General features: G+C 70.4%; 19 protein-coding genes. 13 read left to right on the top strand and 6 right to left on the bottom strand.

The annotated features are described in order from the left end of the window. Positions 1 to 39 precede the first annotated feature (39 nt). Complete coding sequence (locus LPW41_RS04810; RefSeq protein WP_230704232.1) at positions 40 to 747, top strand: histidine phosphatase family protein; 708 nt, start codon at positions 40 to 42, stop codon at positions 745 to 747. After that, positions 740 to 1,564, top strand: a complete 825-nt coding sequence (locus LPW41_RS04805) for an ADP/ATP-dependent (S)-NAD(P)H-hydrate dehydratase (protein WP_230704231.1) — start codon at positions 740 to 742, stop codon at positions 1,562 to 1,564. Before LPW41_RS04810 ends, LPW41_RS04805 begins: the two co-directional genes overlap by 8 nt. Here the strand turns inward: LPW41_RS04805 and LPW41_RS04800 are convergent. Further along, positions 1,552 to 2,310: an alpha/beta fold hydrolase gene (locus tag LPW41_RS04800; RefSeq protein WP_230704230.1), complete on the bottom strand. Its 759-nt coding sequence runs from the start codon at positions 2,308 to 2,310 to the stop codon at positions 1,552 to 1,554. The two genes, LPW41_RS04805 and LPW41_RS04800, sit on opposite strands and share 13 nt — an antisense overlap. A 121-nt stretch (positions 2,311 to 2,431) precedes the next feature. Here LPW41_RS04800 and LPW41_RS04795 point away from each other — a divergent pair, with 121 nt between their 5' ends. Both LPW41_RS04795 and LPW41_RS04790 read left to right on the top strand, forming a co-directional pair. Next, complete coding sequence (locus tag LPW41_RS04795; RefSeq protein ID WP_230704229.1) at positions 2,432 to 3,034, top strand: hypothetical protein; 603 nt, start codon at positions 2,432 to 2,434, stop codon at positions 3,032 to 3,034. 153 nt (positions 3,035 to 3,187) lie between these two features. Beyond that, the gene (locus tag LPW41_RS04790; RefSeq protein ID WP_230704228.1) at positions 3,188 to 3,571 is read left to right on the top strand and encodes an aldehyde dehydrogenase; all 384 of its coding nucleotides are present in this window, start codon (positions 3,188 to 3,190) and stop codon (positions 3,569 to 3,571) included. Positions 3,572 to 3,618: 47 nt separating this feature from the next. On the opposite strand, the gene LPW41_RS04785 is transcribed toward LPW41_RS04790, so the two are convergent. From LPW41_RS04785 to LPW41_RS04770, 4 genes are all read right to left on the bottom strand, one after another. Further along, positions 3,619 to 3,876 (bottom strand): nuclease, encoded by a 258-nt coding sequence (locus LPW41_RS04785; RefSeq protein WP_230704227.1) that lies wholly within the window; start codon positions 3,874 to 3,876, stop codon positions 3,619 to 3,621. Between the two features lie 311 nt (positions 3,877 to 4,187). Further along, positions 4,188 to 4,574 carry a hypothetical protein gene (locus tag LPW41_RS04780; RefSeq protein WP_230704226.1) on the bottom strand — a complete coding sequence of 129 codons (387 nt, stop codon included), beginning with the start codon at positions 4,572 to 4,574 and terminating at the stop codon, positions 4,188 to 4,190. Positions 4,575 to 4,808: 234 nt separating this feature from the next. After that, positions 4,809 to 5,195 carry a type II toxin-antitoxin system death-on-curing family toxin gene (locus LPW41_RS04775; RefSeq protein ID WP_154096123.1) on the bottom strand — a complete coding sequence of 129 codons (387 nt, stop codon included), beginning with the start codon at positions 5,193 to 5,195 and terminating at the stop codon, positions 4,809 to 4,811. Next, positions 5,192 to 5,479: a ribbon-helix-helix protein, CopG family gene (locus tag LPW41_RS04770; protein WP_154096124.1), complete on the bottom strand. Its 288-nt coding sequence runs from the start codon at positions 5,477 to 5,479 to the stop codon at positions 5,192 to 5,194. The genes LPW41_RS04775 and LPW41_RS04770 overlap by 4 nt, the downstream gene beginning before the upstream one ends. A gap of 246 nt (positions 5,480 to 5,725) precedes the next feature. Here LPW41_RS04770 and LPW41_RS04765 point away from each other — a divergent pair, with 246 nt between their 5' ends. The 5 genes from LPW41_RS04765 to LPW41_RS04745 all read left to right on the top strand — a co-directional run bounded on the left by LPW41_RS04765 (position 5,726) and on the right by LPW41_RS04745 (position 12,991). Next, positions 5,726 to 7,105 (top strand): MFS transporter, encoded by a 1,380-nt coding sequence (locus tag LPW41_RS04765; protein ID WP_230704225.1) that lies wholly within the window; start codon positions 5,726 to 5,728, stop codon positions 7,103 to 7,105. A 4-nt stretch (positions 7,106 to 7,109) separates the two neighbouring features. After that, positions 7,110 to 9,287 (top strand): molybdopterin oxidoreductase family protein, encoded by a 2,178-nt coding sequence (locus LPW41_RS04760; RefSeq protein ID WP_230704224.1) that lies wholly within the window; start codon positions 7,110 to 7,112, stop codon positions 9,285 to 9,287. After that, the gene (locus tag LPW41_RS04755) at positions 9,280 to 10,845 is read left to right on the top strand and encodes an FAD-dependent oxidoreductase (protein ID WP_230704223.1); all 1,566 of its coding nucleotides are present in this window, start codon (positions 9,280 to 9,282) and stop codon (positions 10,843 to 10,845) included. The genes LPW41_RS04760 and LPW41_RS04755 overlap by 8 nt, the downstream gene beginning before the upstream one ends. A 380-nt stretch (positions 10,846 to 11,225) precedes the next feature. Then, entirely contained in the window at positions 11,226 to 12,161 is a 936-nt protein-coding gene (locus tag LPW41_RS04750) for an Ltp family lipoprotein (protein WP_230704222.1), read from the top strand. Between the two features lie 197 nt (positions 12,162 to 12,358). After that, positions 12,359 to 12,991 (top strand): LysE family translocator, encoded by a 633-nt coding sequence (locus LPW41_RS04745; RefSeq protein WP_154096129.1) that lies wholly within the window; start codon positions 12,359 to 12,361, stop codon positions 12,989 to 12,991. A gap of 188 nt (positions 12,992 to 13,179) precedes the next feature. Here LPW41_RS04745 and LPW41_RS04740 read toward each other — a convergent pair whose 3' ends face one another. Continuing rightward, complete coding sequence (locus tag LPW41_RS04740; RefSeq protein ID WP_230704221.1) at positions 13,180 to 14,661, bottom strand: FAD-dependent oxidoreductase; 1,482 nt, start codon at positions 14,659 to 14,661, stop codon at positions 13,180 to 13,182. A gap of 200 nt (positions 14,662 to 14,861) precedes the next feature. Between LPW41_RS04740 and LPW41_RS04735 the strand changes: the two genes are divergently transcribed. The 4 genes from LPW41_RS04735 to LPW41_RS04720 all read left to right on the top strand — a co-directional run bounded on the left by LPW41_RS04735 (position 14,862) and on the right by LPW41_RS04720 (position 19,406). Then, positions 14,862 to 15,530 carry a TetR/AcrR family transcriptional regulator gene (locus LPW41_RS04735; protein ID WP_154096131.1) on the top strand — a complete coding sequence of 223 codons (669 nt, stop codon included), beginning with the start codon at positions 14,862 to 14,864 and terminating at the stop codon, positions 15,528 to 15,530. A 213-nt stretch (positions 15,531 to 15,743) separates the two neighbouring features. Further along, positions 15,744 to 16,985, top strand: coding sequence for an acyl-CoA dehydrogenase family protein (locus LPW41_RS04730; RefSeq protein ID WP_230704220.1), 1,242 nt, complete (start codon positions 15,744 to 15,746; stop codon positions 16,983 to 16,985). A 199-nt stretch (positions 16,986 to 17,184) separates the two neighbouring features. After that, positions 17,185 to 18,357: an AI-2E family transporter gene (locus LPW41_RS04725; RefSeq protein WP_144829336.1), complete on the top strand. Its 1,173-nt coding sequence runs from the start codon at positions 17,185 to 17,187 to the stop codon at positions 18,355 to 18,357. 5 nt (positions 18,358 to 18,362) lie between these two features. Further along, positions 18,363 to 19,406 carry an ATP-dependent DNA ligase gene (locus LPW41_RS04720; protein WP_154096133.1) on the top strand — a complete coding sequence of 348 codons (1,044 nt, stop codon included), beginning with the start codon at positions 18,363 to 18,365 and terminating at the stop codon, positions 19,404 to 19,406. The last annotated feature ends 161 nt before the right edge of the window (positions 19,407 to 19,567 follow it).

The following is a 19,567-nucleotide window of genomic DNA, read 5'->3' as shown; positions in this document are numbered from 1 at the left end:
CCCGTGCGCTCACGCGATCAGCCGACCTACCGTGCCGCCATGGCAGTGACTCGACTCTGGCTCGTCCGGCATGGTGAAAGCGAAGGCAACGTCGCCGCTTCGACAGCGGAACGCGAGGGGTCCCCGGTGATCGCGCTCGACGCGCGCGATGCCGACGTCGAGCTCTCCCCCACCGGCCGCGAGCAGGCGCAGGCGCTCCGCACCTGGGTGGCATCGGTCGATGCCCCGATCGACGAGTACTGGGTGTCGCCGTACCTCCGCGCCCGGCAGACCCTCGCCCTCGCGGTCGGCGACGACCGGCCGGCGCTCGTCGACGAGAGGCTGCGCGACCGGGAACTCGGCATCCTGGATCTGCTCACCTGGAAGGGCGTCGAGGAGCTCCACCCCGAAGAAGCCGCGCGACGGCGACACCTCGGCAAGTACTACCACCGGCCTCCCGGCGGCGAGTCGTGGGCCGACGTGACGCTCCGACTCCGCTCGTTCCTCGGCGAGGCGCTCGACCGCCCCGGACCATCGGCTCTTGTCGTCGCGCACGACGCCGTCATCATGCTGATCCTGCACGTGCTGCTGCCCCTCGACGAGCCGAAGCTCATGGCCTTCGCCGCGACCCACACGGTGCGCAACGCGTCGGTGACCGAGCTGGTACGCGACGACGAGGGCTGGAAGCTCGTGACCTTCTCGGCCGTCGACCACCTCGAGACAGAGGGCGCCGACGTCACCGTGCACGGAGGAGAAGACGATGCCTGAGACCGTCACCCTCCAGCTGCTCCGCGAGTGGGGCGTGCCCGATGCCGGCGGCTCGAAGAAGTCGCGCGGCCAGGTCGTCGTGGTCGGCGGATCGCGCCGCTCCCCCGGCGGTCCCCTGCTGTCGGCCGAGGCGGCTCTGCGCGTCGGAGCCGGACGCGTCGGCATCGTTGCTCCCTCCGCGATCGTTCCGCAGCTCGGTCCGGCGATGCCCGAGGCCGGCATCTACGAGCTGCCGGTCGGCTCCGACCCGGTCGACGACGACCTCCGTTCCGCTCTCGAGTCGGCGGATGTCGTGCTCCTCGGCCCCGGTTTCGATGATCCGGATGCCACCCGCGCGGCCCTCCATGCGGTGTCGGGTCCCGATGTGAGCCGGCTCGTGCTCGACGCGTTCGCACTCGGCATCCTGCCCTCGTTCGACCGCGATCTCCTCCCCGACGAGCTGATCATCAACGCCAACGAAGAGGAGGCCGAGCTGCTGCTCGAGCGCGACCTCGGCGACGACCGCGCCGCCGATATTCTCGAGATCGCCCGCCGCTACCGCGCCGTCGTGCACTGCTTTGGCACGGTCGCCACCCCCGACGGTCGCTGCTGGCAGGCCGAACCCGGCGGGTCGGGCCTGGGCACCGCGGGCAGCGGCGACGTGTTGTCGGGCACGATCGCCGGCTTCGCCGCTTTGGGGATGGATGCCGAGCAGGCGGCCGTCTGGGGCGGGTGGACCCACGCCCGCGCGGGCGACCGGCTGCAGGAGCGGGTCGGCATCGGCTTCCTCGCGCGCGATCTCATGCCCGAGCTGACGGCCGTCGTTCACGAGAGCTGAGGCAGCGCTCCTGCGAACGCGCGGATGCGCTCGGCCGACTCCCGCGACGCGGTGAACTGCGCGAGGTGATGATGGCCCGGGATCGCCGAGACCTCCGCCGTGGCGGCTCGCGCGCCGAGCCGGTCCGCCCACGACTGCCGAGCGATCGGATCGGCGCCTCCGCGCAGCACGAGCAGCGGAACGTCGAGCAGTCCGACGCGATCCTCGATCGGATACCGCAGCATGTGCCGAACCTGCCGCGCGTACCAGATCGGTCCGCACCGCACGTAGTCGGTGAACACGATCATGTTCGGCCGGGGCGGCTCGAGCGCCGAGTCTCGCGCCAGCAACGCCGCTTGCCAGAGCAACCCGCGACGTCGACTGTCGGTCACCGGCCCGAACACCACCACCCCGCGCGCAAGGTCGGGGCGTCTGATCGCCAGTTCGACGACCCACTGGCTCCCCATCGAGTGTCCGACGAGCACCGCGTCGCTCACGCCCAGCTCGTCGAGCACGACGCCGAGGGCGTCGGCGATGATCCGGATGCCGGAACCGCGCCCCGGCTTCGGCAGACCACCGAAACCGGGAAGGTCGATCGAGTGCACCTCGGCATCCGTCGACAACTCCTCGTGCAGGGGCTTCAGATAGCGGTGCGACATGCCGATGCCGTGGATGAGCACGTACACCGGCCGCCCCGGTCGCCGGGTCGAGAACGAGCGGAAGGCGAGATCCCCGACGGTGTGGTCGGCGGTGTCGAGGTGGGGCACGGGGGCCACCGTACGTCGGCCGGCGTCGGCGCAGGCGAGGGTTGCGATCGCTCCCCCGCCGGCGACACGACCACCCCGCGGGTGCGTCCGGTGCCGACGGACCGCGTGGGAGAGTGACGACGTGAAACTGTATTCCGACTTCGCCGCACAGCGCGCCCGTCAGATGACCGCCGACGTGGTCGCCCTCGCGCTCATCGCGATCAGCATCGCCACCGGCATCGTGGTGTTCTCGACGGTGAACCAGCTCGCGCGATTCGGGGTGCAGATGCAGAACGCGGGCACCGACTTCCGCACGTCGATGACCGACGTCGGCACGCGACTCGGCGGGGTCCCCTTCATCGGCGAGGGGATCAGCGCCCCGTTCAGCACGGCCAGCTCCGCGGGCGACACCCTGGCGGCTGCCGGCCAGACCCAGCAAGACCTCGTTCTGCAAGCGGCCATCGCGCTCGGGGTGGGCGTCGCGGCCCTCCCCATCCTCATCGTCCTGCTGGTGTGGCTCATCCCGCGCCTGCGCTTCATCTCACGCGCCACGCGCACCCGCGCGCTCATGCGATCCGGGCTCAACACCGACCTTCTCGCTCTGCGAGCACTCACTCATCAGAAGGCGGCAGTCATCTCGAAGATCGCTCCGGATGCCGTGGGAGCCTGGCGCCGCAGCGAGCCCGAGGTCATGCAGCGCCTCGCCGGGCTGGAGCTGAGGTCGGTCGGCATCCGGGTTCGATAGCAACCACGAGGGTCGCTGAGCAACCCGCTGAGAGCTCTGTCGCACCCGCGCCTCTCGCGCGTAGCATCGCCGGTACGCCGGAGTCCCTCCGCGGCATCCGGTCCCTCCGAACCGACGAGAACACGGGAGATCCAGATGGACACGATAGCGATGATGAAGTCGATGGACATGGGCGAGATGACCATGGACATGGATGCCATGCAGGAATGCATGCAGTCCCTCAACGCGTGCGCGATGGCCGCGGCCATGTGCGCCGGCAGTGACATGATGCACGGCGCCGAGATGGCCACGTGCTGCGCCATGTGCTCGAACATGGTCGAGATGGCGCAGGCGACGATGCACATGATGATGCGTCCGGCCGGGATGAACCTGGACGTGATGAGCGCCATGATGACCGCCTGCATGACCATGGGCAAGGCGTGCGCCGCCGAGTGCCGCGCGCACGGCGACATGGATGAGATTTGCCGCTACTGCGCCATGGCCTGCGACGACATGGTCATGAAGTGCGAGGCCATGATGGCCTCGATGACCGCCTGAGTTCTCTTCTTCGCGCGGCCGCTGACGTTTCGTCGGCGGCCGCTCGGCTATGCGGCGCGCGCGGTCGTGATGATCGCGGACGCGCTGAGCAGTTCGGCGACCGGGTGGTACGCCACCGGCTCCCCCACCGCGATGTCGACGGCCGGCCCGACGATCCGCAGCTGCACCGTGCTGCCGTTCAGCAGTGCGACTGTTGCGGTCGAGCCGTCGGCCTCGATGACGAGGCCGTCCCACCACGCAGACGGGTTCGAGGCTGCCATGCAGCGCTGGATCGGGTGGACTGTCGACGAGATCGTGCGGGACATGGCTTCACCTGCCTTCGGAGGGGTTGGTGTGATGAAGCTACGGGATGTCGGGAGGGTGGGCGATCTGGGGCGTAGTGGGGCGTAACACCGCGCTGCGCGTCCCACCCGTCAGACGGCGCGAGGACTATCGGGCCGCATCGCTCGATGCAGTCCCCATGACCAGTTTGGCAGCGATCCCCGCCGGCATCGGGAACCGTGCGAGGAAAGTGACTCCCTCATTCGTCGCGTCGAAACGCGAAATGGTCTCGTTCGCCGGCTCGTAGAAGGTGTCACCCGGGCGGAGGATCGACTCCACTCCGTCGCCGACTCGATCATGGCGCGGGATGAGGAGCGGCGGGTGTGAAGGCGGCGATCGCAGCGCGCACGTCGGCAGCGAGCGCGGTCTTCTCGGGACCCGAGAGGAACGCGGCCTCGACCCCTGGGAGTTCTACGGCCTGGAACTCCGGGACGCCCCAGCCGAACCACTCCTGGATGCGACGGAACTCTGCGCTGATGCACACCATGGAGATCAGGCGGTTGTCGGGGTTGATCGTGAGTGTGAAGCCGAGCTCTCGCAGCAGGTCGATCGGGTGGTTCTCGATTCCGTCGAGGACGGCCATGGCGTTCGACGACACGCACACCTCGAGCGGAATCCGACGATCGATGACCCACTGTGCCGTGCGCCCCAGCGTCAGCTCGGCCGCCCACTTCGACCGCACACTCCTCCAGCGCTGCCCCGCGGGTTCGTCTCTCTGGGTGCCCGCGCACGAGCTGTGGGCGCAGTAACGCGCCAGGAATAAACAGAGCGGCACGGATGCCGTGTGGGCATCGGACCCGGCATCTCTGAGCCACCGTGCAGACGGGTTCGAGGCTGCCGTACAGCGCTGAATCGGGTGGACTGTCGGCGAGATCGTGCGGGACATGGCTGGTCGGCCGGCCGGCACCGTCCCCACTCAGTTCTCTGGGTGTCGGCCCGTGCGGACGGTGTGTTCCTCGAACCACTGCTGGACTTCGCTGAGTGAGGGCGGATTCTCGCCAGCAACCGTCCGAACGAAGCGGTCGCCCTCGTCGGGGTTGGCGGTCAGGGTGTACCCATTGAAGTCGTAGAACACTGCGGTGAGGTACCAGCTCAGCCGTTTGTTGCCGTCCAGGAGTGGATGGTTGTGGTTGGTCGCGGTGAAGAGGACGGCGGCTTTGCGGTGGATGCCTTCGTGGACCTCTTCGCCGAACACCGGCATGGGGGCAGCGAGAGCAGAGAGTAGGCCGCCCCGGTCTCGGTAGTGGAAGCCTTTGTCCGCGATGAGCTCGTCGACGTCCTCGGGGTCGAGGTATTCGGTCACTGGGAGAGTCGGTCGAGCAGCTCGGCGTCTCGCTTGTCCACCTCGGCGATGGCGTCGCGGAACCGGCGGCGCCGCACGGCGCGTTCGTCCATGTGCAGGACTGCCTGCTCGATGACGCCGTTTTTGCTCATCTGCATCACGGCGGCAAGGTGCTCGAGGCGCGCTTCAGCCTCGTCTGACAAACGAACCGTCATAACCATGGCGGCATCCTCCTCTGGTTGCATCATGATACCGCGCAGGGGCGAGCCGGAGGGCGTCAACAGTGAGGGCGTGGCACGGCCCATAGTGGTGACCGAAATTGAGTCATAAGTCAGCCGCCCGCGCCGATTTCGCCGCGTTGTACCGGCCCCATTGTCCCGTGTAACGCCCACGTAAACTCCCCCTCTCCCCCACCCCCACCCCCGGTGAGCCAGTCGTTACCTCCCCGCCCCCGACGACGTGGTCCCGGGTAATCCCTCCTCCCTACGCTGGCGGCACGTCCCGCCCATGCGGGGCGCTGCACCTCCCCGCATCGCCCACCGGAGGACTCCGTGACCGTCACCGACCCGCGCCCCGAAACCGCCCACGCGCCCGCAGCGGACAGCACCCTGAAGCACCGCCCCGGCCGCTGGATCGACAACTGGAACCCCGAAGACACCACGCAGTGGAACACCGAGGGCAAGGCCATCGCCGCCCGCAACCTGCGGTGGTCGATCTTCGCCGAGTTCCTCGGGTTCGTCGTCTGGCAGCTGTGGTCGGTCGTCGTCGTCTCGCTGCCGGCCGCGGGCTTCCAGCTGTCGACCGGTGAGATCTTCTGGCTCATCTCCATGCCGAGCCTCGTCGGCGCGACGCTGCGCATCCCCTACACGTTCATGGTTCCGCGCTTCGGCGGCCGCAACTGGACGATCGTCTCGGCCGGCCTCCTGCTCATCCCGAGCATCGGACTCGCCATCGCGGTCAGCAACCCCGCGACCCCCTTCGGCGTCCTCCTGCTGATCGCGGCCCTCGCCGGCTTCGGCGGCGGCAACTTCGCCAGCTCGATGTCGAACATCACCTTCTTCTACCCGGCCGCGCAGAAGGGCTGGGCGCTCGGACTCAACGCCGCCGGAGGCAACCTCGGCGCCTCGGTCGCCCAGTTCGTCGTCCCCATCGTCATCACCATCGGCGCAGCGGCGACCCTCAACCTGCCCCTCGCGGGTCTCATCTGGGTGCCGCTGATCCTCGTGGCGATGGTCGGCGCCTACTTCCGCATGGACAACCTCTCGGCAGCCAAGGCCGACATCGCGGCATCCCTCGCCGCTCTCAAAGAGCCGCACCTGTGGATCCTCGCCGTCCTCTACATCGGCACCTTCGGCTCGTTCATCGGCTTCGCGGGCGTCTTCCCGAAGTTGCTCGCCGACACGTTCCCCGACTTCAAGGGCATCGCGATCGGCACGGCGACCGTCACCCTCGCCTTCCTCGGCGCCCTCGTCGGTTCGCTCGCCCGGCCCTACGGCGGCAAGCTCGCCGACCGCTTCGGCGGCACGGTCATCACGATCGGCGCGTTCACGGTGATGGGCCTCGGCATCCTGAGCGTCATCCTCACCCTGCCGACGCAGAACTTCGCGATCTTCCTGCTCTGCTTCCTCGTGTTGTTCGCCGCAGCGGGCATCGGCAACGGCTCGACCTATCGCATGATCCCGACGATCTTCGCCCTCCGCTCCAACGGCGGGATCGGCGCGCAGCGCAAGGCGGCTGCGGCCCTCGGCCTCATCTCGGCGATCGGCGCCTACGGCGGCTTCTTCATCCCGCAGGTGCTCGGATTCTCGAAGACCACGTTCGGCTCGTACGTCCCCGCCCTCGGCAGCTTCGTCGCCGCGTACGTGATCTTCCTCGCCCTCACCGCGGGCGTGTACCTGCGGATGTCGACCAAGTCCGGCACTCGGATCTGACGCCATGAGCTCCGCCGACACCCACTGCCCCTACTGCGCGCTGCAGTGCGCGATGACCGTCACCCACCAGGGTGAAACCACGGTCACCGGCCGCGACTTCCCCACCAACCGGGGAGGACTCTGCGCGAAGGGCTGGACGTCGGCGGAGCTCCTCGCGTCTCCCCAGAGACTCCGGATGCCGTTGCTCCGCCAACCCGACGGCACCCTCGCCGAGACCACCTGGGATGAGGCACTGGATGCCGTGGCCTTGGCCTTCCGCGAGACGAAGGCCACCCACGGCCCCGACGCGAACGCGATCTTCGGCGGCGGCGGACTCACCAACGAGAAGGCCTACCAGATCGGCAAGTTCGCCCGCGTCGCCCTCGGCACGTCGCGCATCGACTACAACGGCCGGTTCTGCATGTCGTCCGCGGCAGCGGCATCCAATCGCGCCTTCGGCATGGACCGCGGCCTGCCGTTCCCGGTCACCGACCTCGACGACGCCGCGACGATCCTGCTGCTCGGATCGAACGTCGCCGCGACCATGCCGCCCTTCCTCGCCCACCTCGCCGGGGCACGAGCCGCGGGCGGGCTCATCGTCGTCGACCCGCGCCGCTCGGCCACCGCGCGCCTCACCGAAGACGGCGCCGGCACGCACCTGCAGGCGGCTCCCGGAACCGACCTTCCGCTCCTGCTCGGCCTCACGCACATCGCGATCGCCGAGGGTCTCGCCGACCGTGCCTATATAGAGGGGCGCACGAGCGGGTTCGATGCCCTGCGTCGCAGCGTCGCGCCGTGGTGGCCCGAGCGGACGGCATCCACCACCGGAGTCCCCGTCGCCGACCTCCGAGCCACCGCGCGTCGCCTCGCCGCGGGACGCGCGTTCATCCTCACCGGACGCGGCGTCGAACAGCACGTCGACGGCACCGCCACCGCGACCGCCGCGATCAACCTCGCCCTCGTACTCGGTCTCGTCGGGGGCGAGGGCTCGGGCTACGGCACGCTGACGGGCCAGGGCAACGGCCAGGGCGGACGCGAGCACGGCCAGAAGGCCGACCAGCTCCCCGGATACCGCTCCATCCGCGATCCCGACGCCCGCCGGCACGTCGCCGAGGTCTGGGGCGTCGATCCCGACGAGATCCCGGATGCCGGCATCCCGGCCACCGCCCTGCTCGGCGAACTCGGCGGGCCCGTCAAGACGCTCCTGGTCGCGGGCTCGAACGTCGTCGTCTCGGCACCCGACGTCGACGCCGTGCGCGCGCGGCTGAACGCCCTCGACACCCTGATCGTCTGCGACTTCTTCCTCTCCGAGACCGCGGAGCTCGCCGACATCGTGCTGCCGGTGCTGCAGTGGGCCGAAGAGGAGGGCACGATGACCTCACTCGAGGGCCGCGTGATCCGCCGTCGCCGCGCGCTACCCGGACCCGAGGGAGCCCGCAGCGAGCTGTGGATCATGGCCGAGATCGCGCGGCGTCTGGGCGCGGCATCCACCTGGTCGACCGATCCGGCCGAGGTCTTCGACGAGCTCGCCCGCGCATCCGAGGGCGGCGTCACCGACTACTCCGGCCTCTCGCACGCGCTGCTCGACACCGGCATCGAGGCCTACTGGCCGTACCGTTCCGAGAGCACGCCGCGTCCGTTCACCCAACGCTTCGCCCACGCCGACGGCCGCGCGCGGCTCGTCCCCGTCGAGGCGACTCCCCCGGCCCCGACCGACCGCGGCGCCGACCTCACCCTCACCACCGGCCGATACCTGCAGCAGTACCAGTCGGGAACCCAGACCCGCCGCGTGGCCGAGCTCCACAACGCCCGCCCCGAGGCGCGGCTCGAGATTCATCCGGCGACGGCGTCTCGGCTCGGCATCCGCGACGGAGCCCTCGTCGCCGTCTCGAACACGCGCGGCACCGTGCGTGCGCGGGCGAGCGTGACCACGGATATCCGCCACGACACCGTGTTCCTGCCGTTCCACTACGCCGGTGACGAGTGCGCCAACCGCCTGACCGAGGCCATCGTCGACCCGACCTCGGCCATGCCCGAGTTCAAGCGCACGCGGGTTCGGGTCGAGGCGATTCCGGATGCCACGACCCCGGCGGTCCATCACGTTGCGGCCTCGCCCGTCGTCGTGGCGGAGCACCCGGGGGTCGCGCCCGCGCTCGTCGGCGCCGCAGGGACCCGAAGCACCCAGGAGGAGACCCATGTCTGAGCGTGTGGTGCTGGTGGGCTACGGCCCCGTCGGGGCGCGGCTGGTCGAGGGGCTCCTGCCCGCGGTGCGCGAGGGGCGGATCGACCTCACCGTCGTCGGCGCCGAACCGCACGACGTCTACAACCGCGTGCTGCTCGCCGAATACGCCGTCGGCCGCACCGATCGCGACGGTCTCGACATGAGCGACCGCCGCGTCGCCGAAGACGCGGGTGTGCGGTTCGCGCTCGGGACGACGGTGGTCGGCGTCGACCGGAACCTGCGCGTGGTGCGCCTGCACGACGGCATCCGGATTCCCTACGACCGACTCGTGCTCGCCACCGGCGCGCGGGCGAACGTCCCGACGCTCGCCGGACTCGAGCGGGCACAGCGGCACCGCTCCGCGCGCCCAGCCGACCCCTCCGCCCTGGATCAAGGAACCGCCCCGCTCCCCCGCGGTGTCGTGGCCCTGCGCGACCTCGCCGACGCCGAGCACGTGCGCGCGGCGGTCTCGGCGGGTCAGCGCATCGTCGTGCTCGGCGCCGGAGTGCTCGGCATGGAGCTCGCCCTCGCCGCCGCCGAAGCGGGAGCCGAGGTGGTCGTCGCGTACCACTCGGCCGCCCCGATGAACCGGACGCTCGATGAGAACGGCGGACGCGTGCTCGCCGCCGCGGCGAGCGCCGTGGGCGTCGAGATGATGCACCACGCGCGCGCCGAGAGCATCGTGCAGCGCTACGACGACCACGGTCAGGCCTGGTTCGACGGACTCGTCTGCGCCGACGGCAAGGTGCTCGCGGGCGACCTGCTGGTGCTGTCGTGCGGCGTCGGAGCGCGGACGGAGCTCGCATCGCTGTCCGGACTCGCCACCTCGGCCGGCGTGCTGGTCGACGGGGCCTCGCGCTCGTGGACCGACCCGAACGTCTTCGCGATCGGCGACTGCGCGCACGTTGCGGATCCCGCCGATGCCGAGCCCGACGGCCGCGTGCCCGGCGGCCCGAGCGGACTCGTCGGTCCCGGCTGGCGGCAGGCCGACCGCCTTGCGGCGCTGCTGTCGTCGGGGGTCGAGGGACCCGCCGCCGTCGAACGCCCCGGGGTCGTCATGCTGAAGGCCGAGGGCATCGACGTGGTCGCCGGAGGTGCGGTCGACGCCGATCCGTTCTCACACGCTCCCGGATGCCACGGCCCCCAGGTCACGCTCTGGGCCGACCCCGCGCGCGGCGCGTACGTGAAGCTCGTGACCGTCGAGGGCGTGCTGACCGGATTCGTCGCGGTCGGGATGCCCCGAACGGGTGCCGAGCTCACGCTGCTCTTCGAGCGCGGGTCGGAGCTGCCCGCCGACCGCTCGTCGCTGCTGCGCCTCGACGCCGCGGATGCCGGAATGCCCGCCGTCGGCGACCCCTTCGCCGCGGATGCGACCGTGTGCTGGTGCAACGGGGTGAGCGCGGGGGCGATTCGCGAGGCCGTCACCGCGGGCGAGCCGACGGTCGCGTGCGTGAAGTCCGCGACCCGCGCCGGCACCGGCTGCGGCGGCTGCGTCGGGCGGATCACCGAGCTGCTGGCCCGCGAGGCCGTTCCAGCGTGAGGACGCGCGTCGCGGGCGGCATCGGCGCGCGCACAACTCCGGAAAGACGGGCGCAGACCCGGCCTGAATCGCGTCCTCGACCCGCTCGGCATCCGGGATTTCCGGAGTTCGGCACGCCGTAGTCAGTGCCCGGGGCGACGCACCGTTGGCGCGAAGCGAGAACGTCTTTCGCATTCCGGCTCACGCCATGCCGGGCGGCGCGCTGCGTCGCCATAATCGCGGGAGGCGAGCGCGGGGGGCGCGTCGGCGGGAGCTGCGGGGGCAGCAGTCGCTCTTCTTCCCGGCTTCGACGCGTGCGCTCGATTCAGCACCCTTCGACGGGTGGCAGGGCCGAGCGCGAAGGCGCTCGCCTTCACCACCGAGAGATCCGAAGGAATCACATGACCGACAACACTCCGGCTTACCCCGCCGGCTGGTACGCCGACGTGAACGCGCCGGGCACCGAGCGCTACTACGACGGCCAGGCGTGGACGAATCAGTCCCGCCCGGCGCCGACGACCGTTCCCGTCGCAGCCGACGGAACGCCCGCCAAAGCACCCTGGTACAAGCGGAAAGCCATCATCATCCCCGTCAGCATCGTGGCCGGGATCATCGTGATCGGCGGGATCGGCGGCGCGATCTCGGGTGGCAAGGGGGCCACCACCACCGCCGCCGACAAGGCGCCCGCTGCCGCCGCCGCACCCGTCGCCGAAGAGGCTGCTGAAGAAGAAGTCGCCGTGCCCGAGACCACGGGTCTCACCGCGAAAGAAGCAGCAGCGCTGCTCGAGAACGCGGGCCTCGAGGTCGATTTCTCCGCCACGAAGGGCGTCGTTCTCGATCGCGACAACTGGACGGTCCTGAGCAGCACGCCCGCCTCGGGATCGACGGTCAAAGCAGGCGACACGATCGTCGTCAACGTCGAGAAGACGGTCACCGAGGCCGCTCCGGCCCCGGCGGAGTCCGCATCCGCGGCACCCGCACCTGCACCCGCGCCCGCCCAGCCCGAGAAGCCCGCGATGTCGACCGCGCAGTCCAGCGCCGTGCGGTCCGCCGAGTCCTACCTGTCCTTCAAGGGCTTCTCTCGTGCCGGCCTGACGGAGCAGCTCACCAGCGAGTACGGCGAGGGTTTCGCCGCCGAGGACGCCGAGTTCGCGATTGCCTACCTGGAGTCGACCGGATCGGTCGACTGGAACCAGGAGGCCGCGGAAGCCGCTCAGTCGTACCTCGACTTCAAGGGCTTCTCGCACGACGGGCTCTTCGATCAGCTGACGAGCGAGTACGGCGAGCAGTTCACCGCCGATCAGGCCAACTTCGGTCTCGCCGCCGTCGGTCTGTGAGTCGTGAGGGGGTGGGCGCTGCGGCGTCCTCCCCTTCCCGACCTCCCTCCAGGCTGTCGCTGTGCACAACTCCGGAAAGACGGGCGGAGACCCGGCCTGGACCGCCTCTTCGACACCTTGGCATCCGGTATTTCCGGAGTACGGCACGCCCCACCTTGCGGTACCGCCCCGAAACGCGACGGCAGTACAGTTCACGCATGCCTCCGATCGAGAACCTCGTGGCCTTCGTCGCCGCGTCGGTCGTCATAATCGTCATCCCCGGCCCGAGCGTGCTCTTCGTGATCGGACGCTCGATCGCGCTCGGCCGTCGCGCGGGCGTGCTGAGCGTCGTCGGCAATGCCCTCGGAACTGTTCCCGCGGTGCTCGCCGTGGCGTTCGGGGTCGGGGCGATCGTCGCCTCATCGATCGTCGCGTTCACCGTGTTGAAGATCGTCGGCGCGGTCTACCTGGTGTGGCTCGGGATCCAGGCCATTCGCCACCGGCATGCCCACGTCACGGGCGCGACCGGCGGCCCCACCTCATCGTGGACACTGCTGCGCCAGGGCTTCATCGTCGGCCTGACGAACCCCAAGACCATCGCCTTCTTCGTCGCCGTGCTGCCGCAGTTCGTCGATCCCCACGCGGGTGCCGTCTGGCTGCAGTTGTTGCTGCTCGGACTGACCTTCCAGGTGCTCGCGCTCGCGTGCGACAGCACCTGGGCCCTCGCCGCGGGCACGGCACGCAACTGGTTCGCCCGTTCGCCGAAGCGCATCTCGACCCTCTCGGGCACCGGCGGCGTCATGATGATCGGCCTCGGCGGCGCGCTCGCGCTCACCGGCGCGAAGAGCTGACGCGGGGCGTCTCACTGGGCGCTGGTCGCGTGACCGGGGTCGTCTCGCCGAACGCGGGGCGTCGCATCGGGCGCGATTCTCGCGAGACTGCAACTCGCTGACAACTCCGCGTCACCCTGCAACGCAGTTGTCAGCGAGATGCAGTCTCAGCGCCGAAGCGGCCCACTCCGACGCAAACCGTCGCAGCGTCAGCGCCCCCGCACACCCAGATCGGTGGATGCCGCACCCTCAATCCGCATGCCGTCGGGGGCGTAGCGCGAGCCGTCGACGGGGCTGTCCCACGAGCGTTCCGCGTCGTTCCAGGTCAGCGGGGCGGGGGCGACGATCGCGCGCGTCTGCCCGTCGACCGTCGAGACCGCGGCCGTTCGCAGGCCCTGGCGCGACACGACTCCCGCGCCCTCGGCCGGTCGCTTGACCGGCGCGGGGGTGGCGTCGGCGAATGCTTCCGCCACGACCGACGCACGTCTCCCGGCTTCGCCGATCCCGCGGCCGAGGTCGGCGGGAACGGTCATGCGCGTGCCCATCGTGCGCATCCAGCGCGGGCGGTCGCGCCACGACACCCCGCGGATCTCGTCGCTCAACCGCATCGCCGCCGCCGGGGCGTTCGTCAGGCCCCACCCCGCGTATCCGGTGGCGAAGCGCAGGCGACCGAGGCCCCGCGGCATCCCGCCGACGAAGGGAACGAGGTTGTGCGACTGGTAGTCCTGCCCCGACCAGCGCGCGAGCTCCGCCCCGACCGGCAGCGTCCGCCGCGCCCACGCGGCGAGGGCTTCGGCGAGCGCGACTTCCGACGAGGCGGACCCCACCGGATGCCGTGCCCCGGTCACGATGAGAGCGGCACGTCCGAACGACGAGGGCGCGGCGACGACACTGCGTCCCTCGGCGCCGACCTCGCTCCACATGCCGCCCGGGGTCTCGGCATCCGCATCCATCTCGAACGCGATCGCCCATGACCGCAGGGCTCGCGTCTTCAGGTCGTAGAGCCCGCGCCGCGTGATGGGAGTGCCTGTCGCGAGCACCACGGTGTCGCCGAAGAGCGTGCCGTGGTCGGTGTCGACGCGCCCCTCGGGGAGCACGCTCACGTCGCTGACGCGGACGCCGGTGTGCAGGGTCGCGCCCGCAGCCACGGCCGCGCGAGCGAGGGTGTGCGCGAGCCGCACCGGGTCGAGCGCCAGCTGATCGTCGAGGGCGACGGCCCGCACGGGAGTGCGTCCGCCGAAGGCGCTCGGGGTGTCCTCGCGGATGGCGAGGCCCGCCTCCCGCGCGGCGTCGCGCACCGCGTCGAGGGCGACGTCGGTCGCGAGGCCCCGACCGAAGGTGAACGAGGTGCGGCGATCGGCATCCGCCCCCGCCTTCTCGGCGAGCCACTCCTGCCCCGCCCGGTTCGCCTCGACGTAGGCCCGCACGAGGGTGGCGGGGTGATGCGCGCGCAGGGCCGCGAGGGTCGACCCCTGCAGCACGGATGCCATGCCCACCGACGCCCCGGTCGAACCCCGACCCACGTCGCCCGCGTCGACCACCGCAACGTCGACTCCCGCCTCGGCGAGCATGACGGCGGTCGACAGGCCCGTGATCCCGGCCCCGACGATGACGACATCGTGCCGCCCACCGTCCTTCAGAGGTGCCGTCTCGACGGACGCGGAATCGGTGTGCCACAGGGAGGACGTCATCGTTCCATCCCACTCCGGATGCCGGCGCCACAGCATCCGCTTGCCTCGACGGCCGCGATCGTCTACCCGTCCTCCGCACCCGGCGGATTCCCGCGTGAGGGGTCGATCGGTGTCGCCTCGGAGCGTTCTCGGCGACACATCTCGACCCCTCACGCACCGCGGCGCGGGCCGCGCACCCACCCCGCGGATAGGCTCGACGCGTGACCGACAACGCCGCTCCCACGAGTCGAACGGCCGTGGTGGCCGCGGCCATCGACCTCTTCGTCGAGCACGGGTACGACCAGACCTCGGTCGAGCAGATCGCGCAGGCCGCGGGAGTGTCGCGTTCGACGTTCTTCCGGCAGTTCGGCGGCAAAGAAGACGTCGTGTTCGCCGACCACGAGGTGCTCATCGCCGAGACCCGCGCCTACCTCGCCCAGCCGCACGACGACCCGTGGGCCGCGGTGTGCGAGGCCTCGGTGCGGGTGTTCCGTCACTTCGCGGCCGACCCCGAGGTCGCGCGGCGGAGGTACGCGATCGTGCGGCAGGTTCCGGGGCTGCGCGACCGCGAGATCATCACGGTCTTCCGCTACGAGCGCCTGTTCGACGAGTACCTGCGCGAGGCGCTCCCCGGTCTCGATCCGCTCGACGCCGTCGGGTTCTCGGCCCTCGTGACCGCCGTGCACAACCACGTTCTGCGCCGTCTCATGCGCGGCGCCCGGGTGCCGGCATCCGTTCTGCGTCGCGCCCTCGACGACGTGCTGCGTCGCTACGGCGTGCACCCCGACGGCGACGACTCCGCCGGCGACGACCTCATCGTCGCCGCGTTCCCCCGCCGCATGCCCGCCGCAGAGGTCACGCGGCGCCTGCGCGCGACGCTCGGCGACTGAGGCGCGGAGCCGGCGCTCGGCCCTTTGGGGTCGCGAGACTGCATCTCGCTGACAACTGCGCTGCAGCCTGACACCGAGTTGTCAGCCGGATGCAGTCTCTCGCTCTCGAGGCCCGCTCGGCGACCCGGCGACCCGAATGCTCCACCCGAGCGTTCGCCCCGAGCGCCAGGGCATGCGCGGCACTGAGTACCAACATGCGCGATACTGGGACTCATGACCATCGACGCCGATGCCCGCACGCTCCCCGGAGAGCGCGTCGCCCACTACGACCTGCTCGGTCGCCGCGACACCGACTACTACGCGGTGTTCGCCGACATCCCCGGCCCCGACCGCGCCGTGTGGGATACCGCGAAGGCCTTCGCCGACGAAGTCGGCACGCGCATGCAGGGTGAATGGGATGCCGCGAGCTATCCGATCGACCTGGTGAAGCGCATGGGCGAGCTCGAGCTGTTCACCGACGGCATCGAGCACGACGAGCTGCCCTACACCTCGCCCCTGGCGGCGGGTCTGGTCAACATGGAGATCTCGCGCCACGACGGCTCCCTCGCCACCGCCCTCGCCGTGCAGGGCGGGCTCGCACTGCGGACGCTGGCGTTATACGGCTCACCCGAGCAGCAGCAGCGCTGGCTGAAGCCGCTCGCCGACGGCACCGTTCTGGGCGCCTTCGCGCTGACCGAGCCCGACCACGGCTCCGACTCCGTCTCGCTCGAGACGACGGCGACGCGCACGGCCGACGGCTGGTCGCTCAGCGGCACGAAGAAGTGGATCGGCAACGGCGCCTCCGGCGGCATCACCTTCGTGTGGGCCCGCGTCGAGAACGAGGGCGGCGACGACCACGGCAACGTGCGGTGCTTCCTCGTCGAGCAGGACACCCCCGGCTACGTCGGCACCGTGATCACCGGAAAGGTGTCGCTCCGCGGCATCCACCAGGCTCATATCGCGATGGACGACGTGCGTCTGTCCGCGGATGCCGTGCTGCCCGGCACCCGCACGTTCAAGGACGCATCGGTCGTGCTCTTCGCCACGCGCTCGGGCGTCGCGTGGTCGGCGCTCGGCCACGCGACCGCCTGCTACGAGATCGCGCGGACGTATGCCACCGAGCGCATGCAGTTCGGAAAGCCCCTCGCGAAGTTCCAAATGGTGCAGGAACGCCTCGCCCAGATGCTCGACGAACTCACCGCGATGCAGCTCTACTGCCGCCGTCTCGCCGACCTCGAGTTGTCGGGCGGCCTGCGCCCCACCCAGGCATCGCTGGCGAAGTACCACAACACCCGCGCAGCGCGTCGGGTCGCCGCGATCGCCCGCGACCTGCTCGGCGGCAACGGCATCTTGCTCGAGAACGGCGTCATGCAGCACATGGCCGACATCGAGGCGATCCACACCTACGAGGGCACCGAGAGCGTCCAGGCGCTCTTACTCGGCCGCGACATCACGGGCATGAGCGCGTTCGTCTGATTCCGGATACCGTGACGCCGGCGCCCCGATCACTGCGGCAAGGGCGCCGGTCACGGCACCCCGCGGATCGGTCGACGTCGGCCCGCGCTGCGCCGCGTCCCGCGGAACGGTGCGGGCCTCGGCATCCGTCGTCCTATCCGGCGCCCGGGGACGGCGCAACCTCCGCACCCATGTCGGAGGCCCCCGCTACCTTGTGAGCATGGGCCTGTTCTCTCGTCATCCCGCGCCTCGCGACGCCGTCAACTCCGTCGCGCAGGCCGTCCAGACTCCGCCGAAGAGCCTGTGGGCCGACGGGTTCGGCCGTCTGGCGGTGCGGGCCGTGCAGATCATCGTCGTAGTGATCCTCGTCGCGGGGCTCATCTGGGGCATCCAGCAGGTGACGCTCGTGGTCATCCCCCTCGTGCTGGCCCTCATCTTCGCGTCCGCCTTCGGCCCGGTCACCATGTGGATGCGCCGCAAGGGCGTGCCCTCGGTCATCGCGACGCTGCTCACGCTGCTGGCCGTCGTCGTGGTGCTCGCCGCGCTCGGATGGCTGGTCGCCAACGCCGTCATCAACCAGTGGGACTACCTCAGCTCGCAGGCCGTGCAGGGCTTCGAGCAGGCGCAGGACTGGTACCACACGCTGCCCTTCGCGATCTCCCAAGACCAGGTCAACCAGGCGATTCAGGGCATCCAGGGCTTCGTCACGAGCTCGTCCTTCGGCACCGGTGCGCTCGCTGGTGTGAGCGCGATCGCGTCGTTCGTGACGGGCTTCGTGCTGATGGTCGTCATCCTCTTCTTCTTCCTCAAAGACGGCCCCCGCATGTGGGAGTTCGTCCTTCGTCCGTTCCACGGCAGCGACTACGAGCGGGCGCGCCGCATCGGTGACAAGACCGTGACGGTCCTCGGTTCGTACGTGCGCGGCACGGCATCCGTCGCCGCCGTCGACGCGATCGGCATCGGCATCGGCCTCGCGATCTTGCAGGTGCCGCTCGCCCTGCCGCTGGCTGTGCTCGTCTTCCTGCTCGCGTTCATCCCGATCGTGGGTGCGGTCACCGCCGGCATCCTCGCCGCACTGGTCGCGCTCGTCACCAACGGCCCGATCGTGGCGCTGATCGTCGTCGGAATCGTCGTGCTCGTGAATCAGCTCGAGGGCAACTTCCTCCAGCCGGTGCTCATGGGCCGCTCGATGAAGCTGCACTCGTTCGTCGTGCTCGTCGTGCTGGCGGGCGGCACCGCGATCGGTGGCATCCTCGGCACCCTGCTGGCCGTGCCGCTGACCGCCGTGGTCTGGGGCATCATCACCGTCTGGAACGGCCCCGACAAGCCGGCCGAGTGGGCGCGCCGCAAGAAGCGCAAGAACCCCGTGCCGCTGGCGGGCGACGAGAGCTGACGGCCATGCCGTACGACATCCCCGCACCGATGCTGGCGAAGTCGGTGCCCGAGGTTCCGGAGCACGCCAAGGTCGAGGGCGGCTTCAGCTACGAACCCAAGTGGGACGGCTTCCGCGCCCTGATCTCGTGGGACGGCACCGACGTCGAGATCGGCAGCCGCGGCGCCAAGCCGCTGACGCGGTACTTCCCCGAGCTCGTGGCGGCGTTCGCCGAACTGCTGCCCGAGCCGTGTCTCATCGACGGCGAGGTGGTCGTCGCTCGCGATGCCGAGGGCGGCCAGCGTCTCGACTGGGAGGCGTTGTCGCAGCGCATCCACCCCGCGGCCTCGCGTGTGAACATGCTCGCCGAAGAGACCCCGGCCATGTTCATCGCGTTCGATCTGCTTGCCCGGGGCGACCGCGACCTGCAGTCCGAGCCGTTCGCGGAGCGGCGCGCCCAGCTCGAAGACCTGCTCGGCGCCGTGCCGCACCCCGTGCACGTCACGCGCACGACCGACGACCCCGACCTCGCGCGCCGCTGGCTGGCCGAGTTCGAGGGCGCGGGCCTCGACGGTGTGATCGCGAAGCCCCTCGCCCAGCCCTACGCGCCGAACAAGCGCACGATGTTCAAGATCAAGCACGCCCGCACCGCCGATGTGGTCGCCCTCGGCTACCGCATCCACAAGTCGGGCGAGGGAGTGGGCTCGCTACTCGTCGGCCTCTACGACGACGAGGGCCGGCTGCACGGCGTCGGCGGCGTCTCGGCGTGGACCGACAAGCGCCGCAAAGAGCTGATCGACGAGCTCGCTCCCCTGGTGGAGCGCGACGCCGACGGCGGGGCCGTGGTTGGCGAGACCGACCGCTCGCGCTTCTCGGCGTCGAAAGACGTGTCGTTCGTGCGGCTGCGTCCCGAGCTCGTGCTCGAGGTGCGTTACGACCAGCTCGAGGGCATGCGCTTCCGCCACACGGTGCAGTTCGACCGCTGGCGCCCCGACCGCGACGCCCGCTCCTGCACCTTCTCGCAGCTCGAGACCGTCACTTCGTACGACCTGGGCGACGTGCTCGACTGAGCCCGGCCGGCTCCGCCAGCTGGCGGTGCGCACGGGACGTGGCATCCGCCCAGCTGCCTCCTGGCGCTGCTGCGCGCGTCACGAGAACAGGGGACGCCACGAGAACAGGACGAAACCGCCGCAATCGTCCTGTTCTCGACGCAGCGTCCTGTTCTGGTGAC

This window comes from Microbacterium sp. JC 701 (assembly GCF_021026215.1).
In the GTDB taxonomy this organism is placed as follows: Bacteria; Actinomycetota; Actinomycetes; order Actinomycetales; family Microbacteriaceae; genus Microbacterium; species Microbacterium algihabitans.
Note: the sequence above shows the minus strand (reverse complement) of the source record. Positions and strands in the feature narration are given on the sequence as shown.

Coding starts and splice junctions, on each gene's coding strand:
- LPW41_RS04770 (WP_154096124.1), bottom strand. CDS start 5,479: ATGGGCCGTGCCACGCCCTCACTGTTGACGCCCTCCGGCTCGCCCCTG.
- LPW41_RS04730 (WP_230704220.1), top strand. CDS start 15,744: ATGACCATCGACGCCGATGCCCGCACGCTCCCCGGAGAGCGCGTCGCC.
- LPW41_RS04725 (WP_144829336.1), top strand. CDS start 17,185: ATGGGCCTGTTCTCTCGTCATCCCGCGCCTCGCGACGCCGTCAACTCC.
- LPW41_RS04720 (WP_154096133.1), top strand. CDS start 18,363: ATGCCGTACGACATCCCCGCACCGATGCTGGCGAAGTCGGTGCCCGAG.
- LPW41_RS04760 (WP_230704224.1), top strand. CDS start 7,110: ATGAGCTCCGCCGACACCCACTGCCCCTACTGCGCGCTGCAGTGCGCG.
- LPW41_RS04785 (WP_230704227.1), bottom strand. CDS start 3,876: ATGTCCCGCACGATCTCGTCGACAGTCCACCCGATCCAGCGCTGCATG.
- LPW41_RS04810 (WP_230704232.1), top strand. CDS start 40: ATGGCAGTGACTCGACTCTGGCTCGTCCGGCATGGTGAAAGCGAAGGC.
- LPW41_RS04755 (WP_230704223.1), top strand. CDS start 9,280: ATGTCTGAGCGTGTGGTGCTGGTGGGCTACGGCCCCGTCGGGGCGCGG.
- LPW41_RS04750 (WP_230704222.1), top strand. CDS start 11,226: ATGACCGACAACACTCCGGCTTACCCCGCCGGCTGGTACGCCGACGTG.
- LPW41_RS04790 (WP_230704228.1), top strand. CDS start 3,188: ATGAAGTCGATGGACATGGGCGAGATGACCATGGACATGGATGCCATG.
- LPW41_RS04740 (WP_230704221.1), bottom strand. CDS start 14,661: ATGACGTCCTCCCTGTGGCACACCGATTCCGCGTCCGTCGAGACGGCA.
- LPW41_RS04805 (WP_230704231.1), top strand. CDS start 740: ATGCCTGAGACCGTCACCCTCCAGCTGCTCCGCGAGTGGGGCGTGCCC.
- LPW41_RS04745 (WP_154096129.1), top strand. CDS start 12,359: ATGCCTCCGATCGAGAACCTCGTGGCCTTCGTCGCCGCGTCGGTCGTC.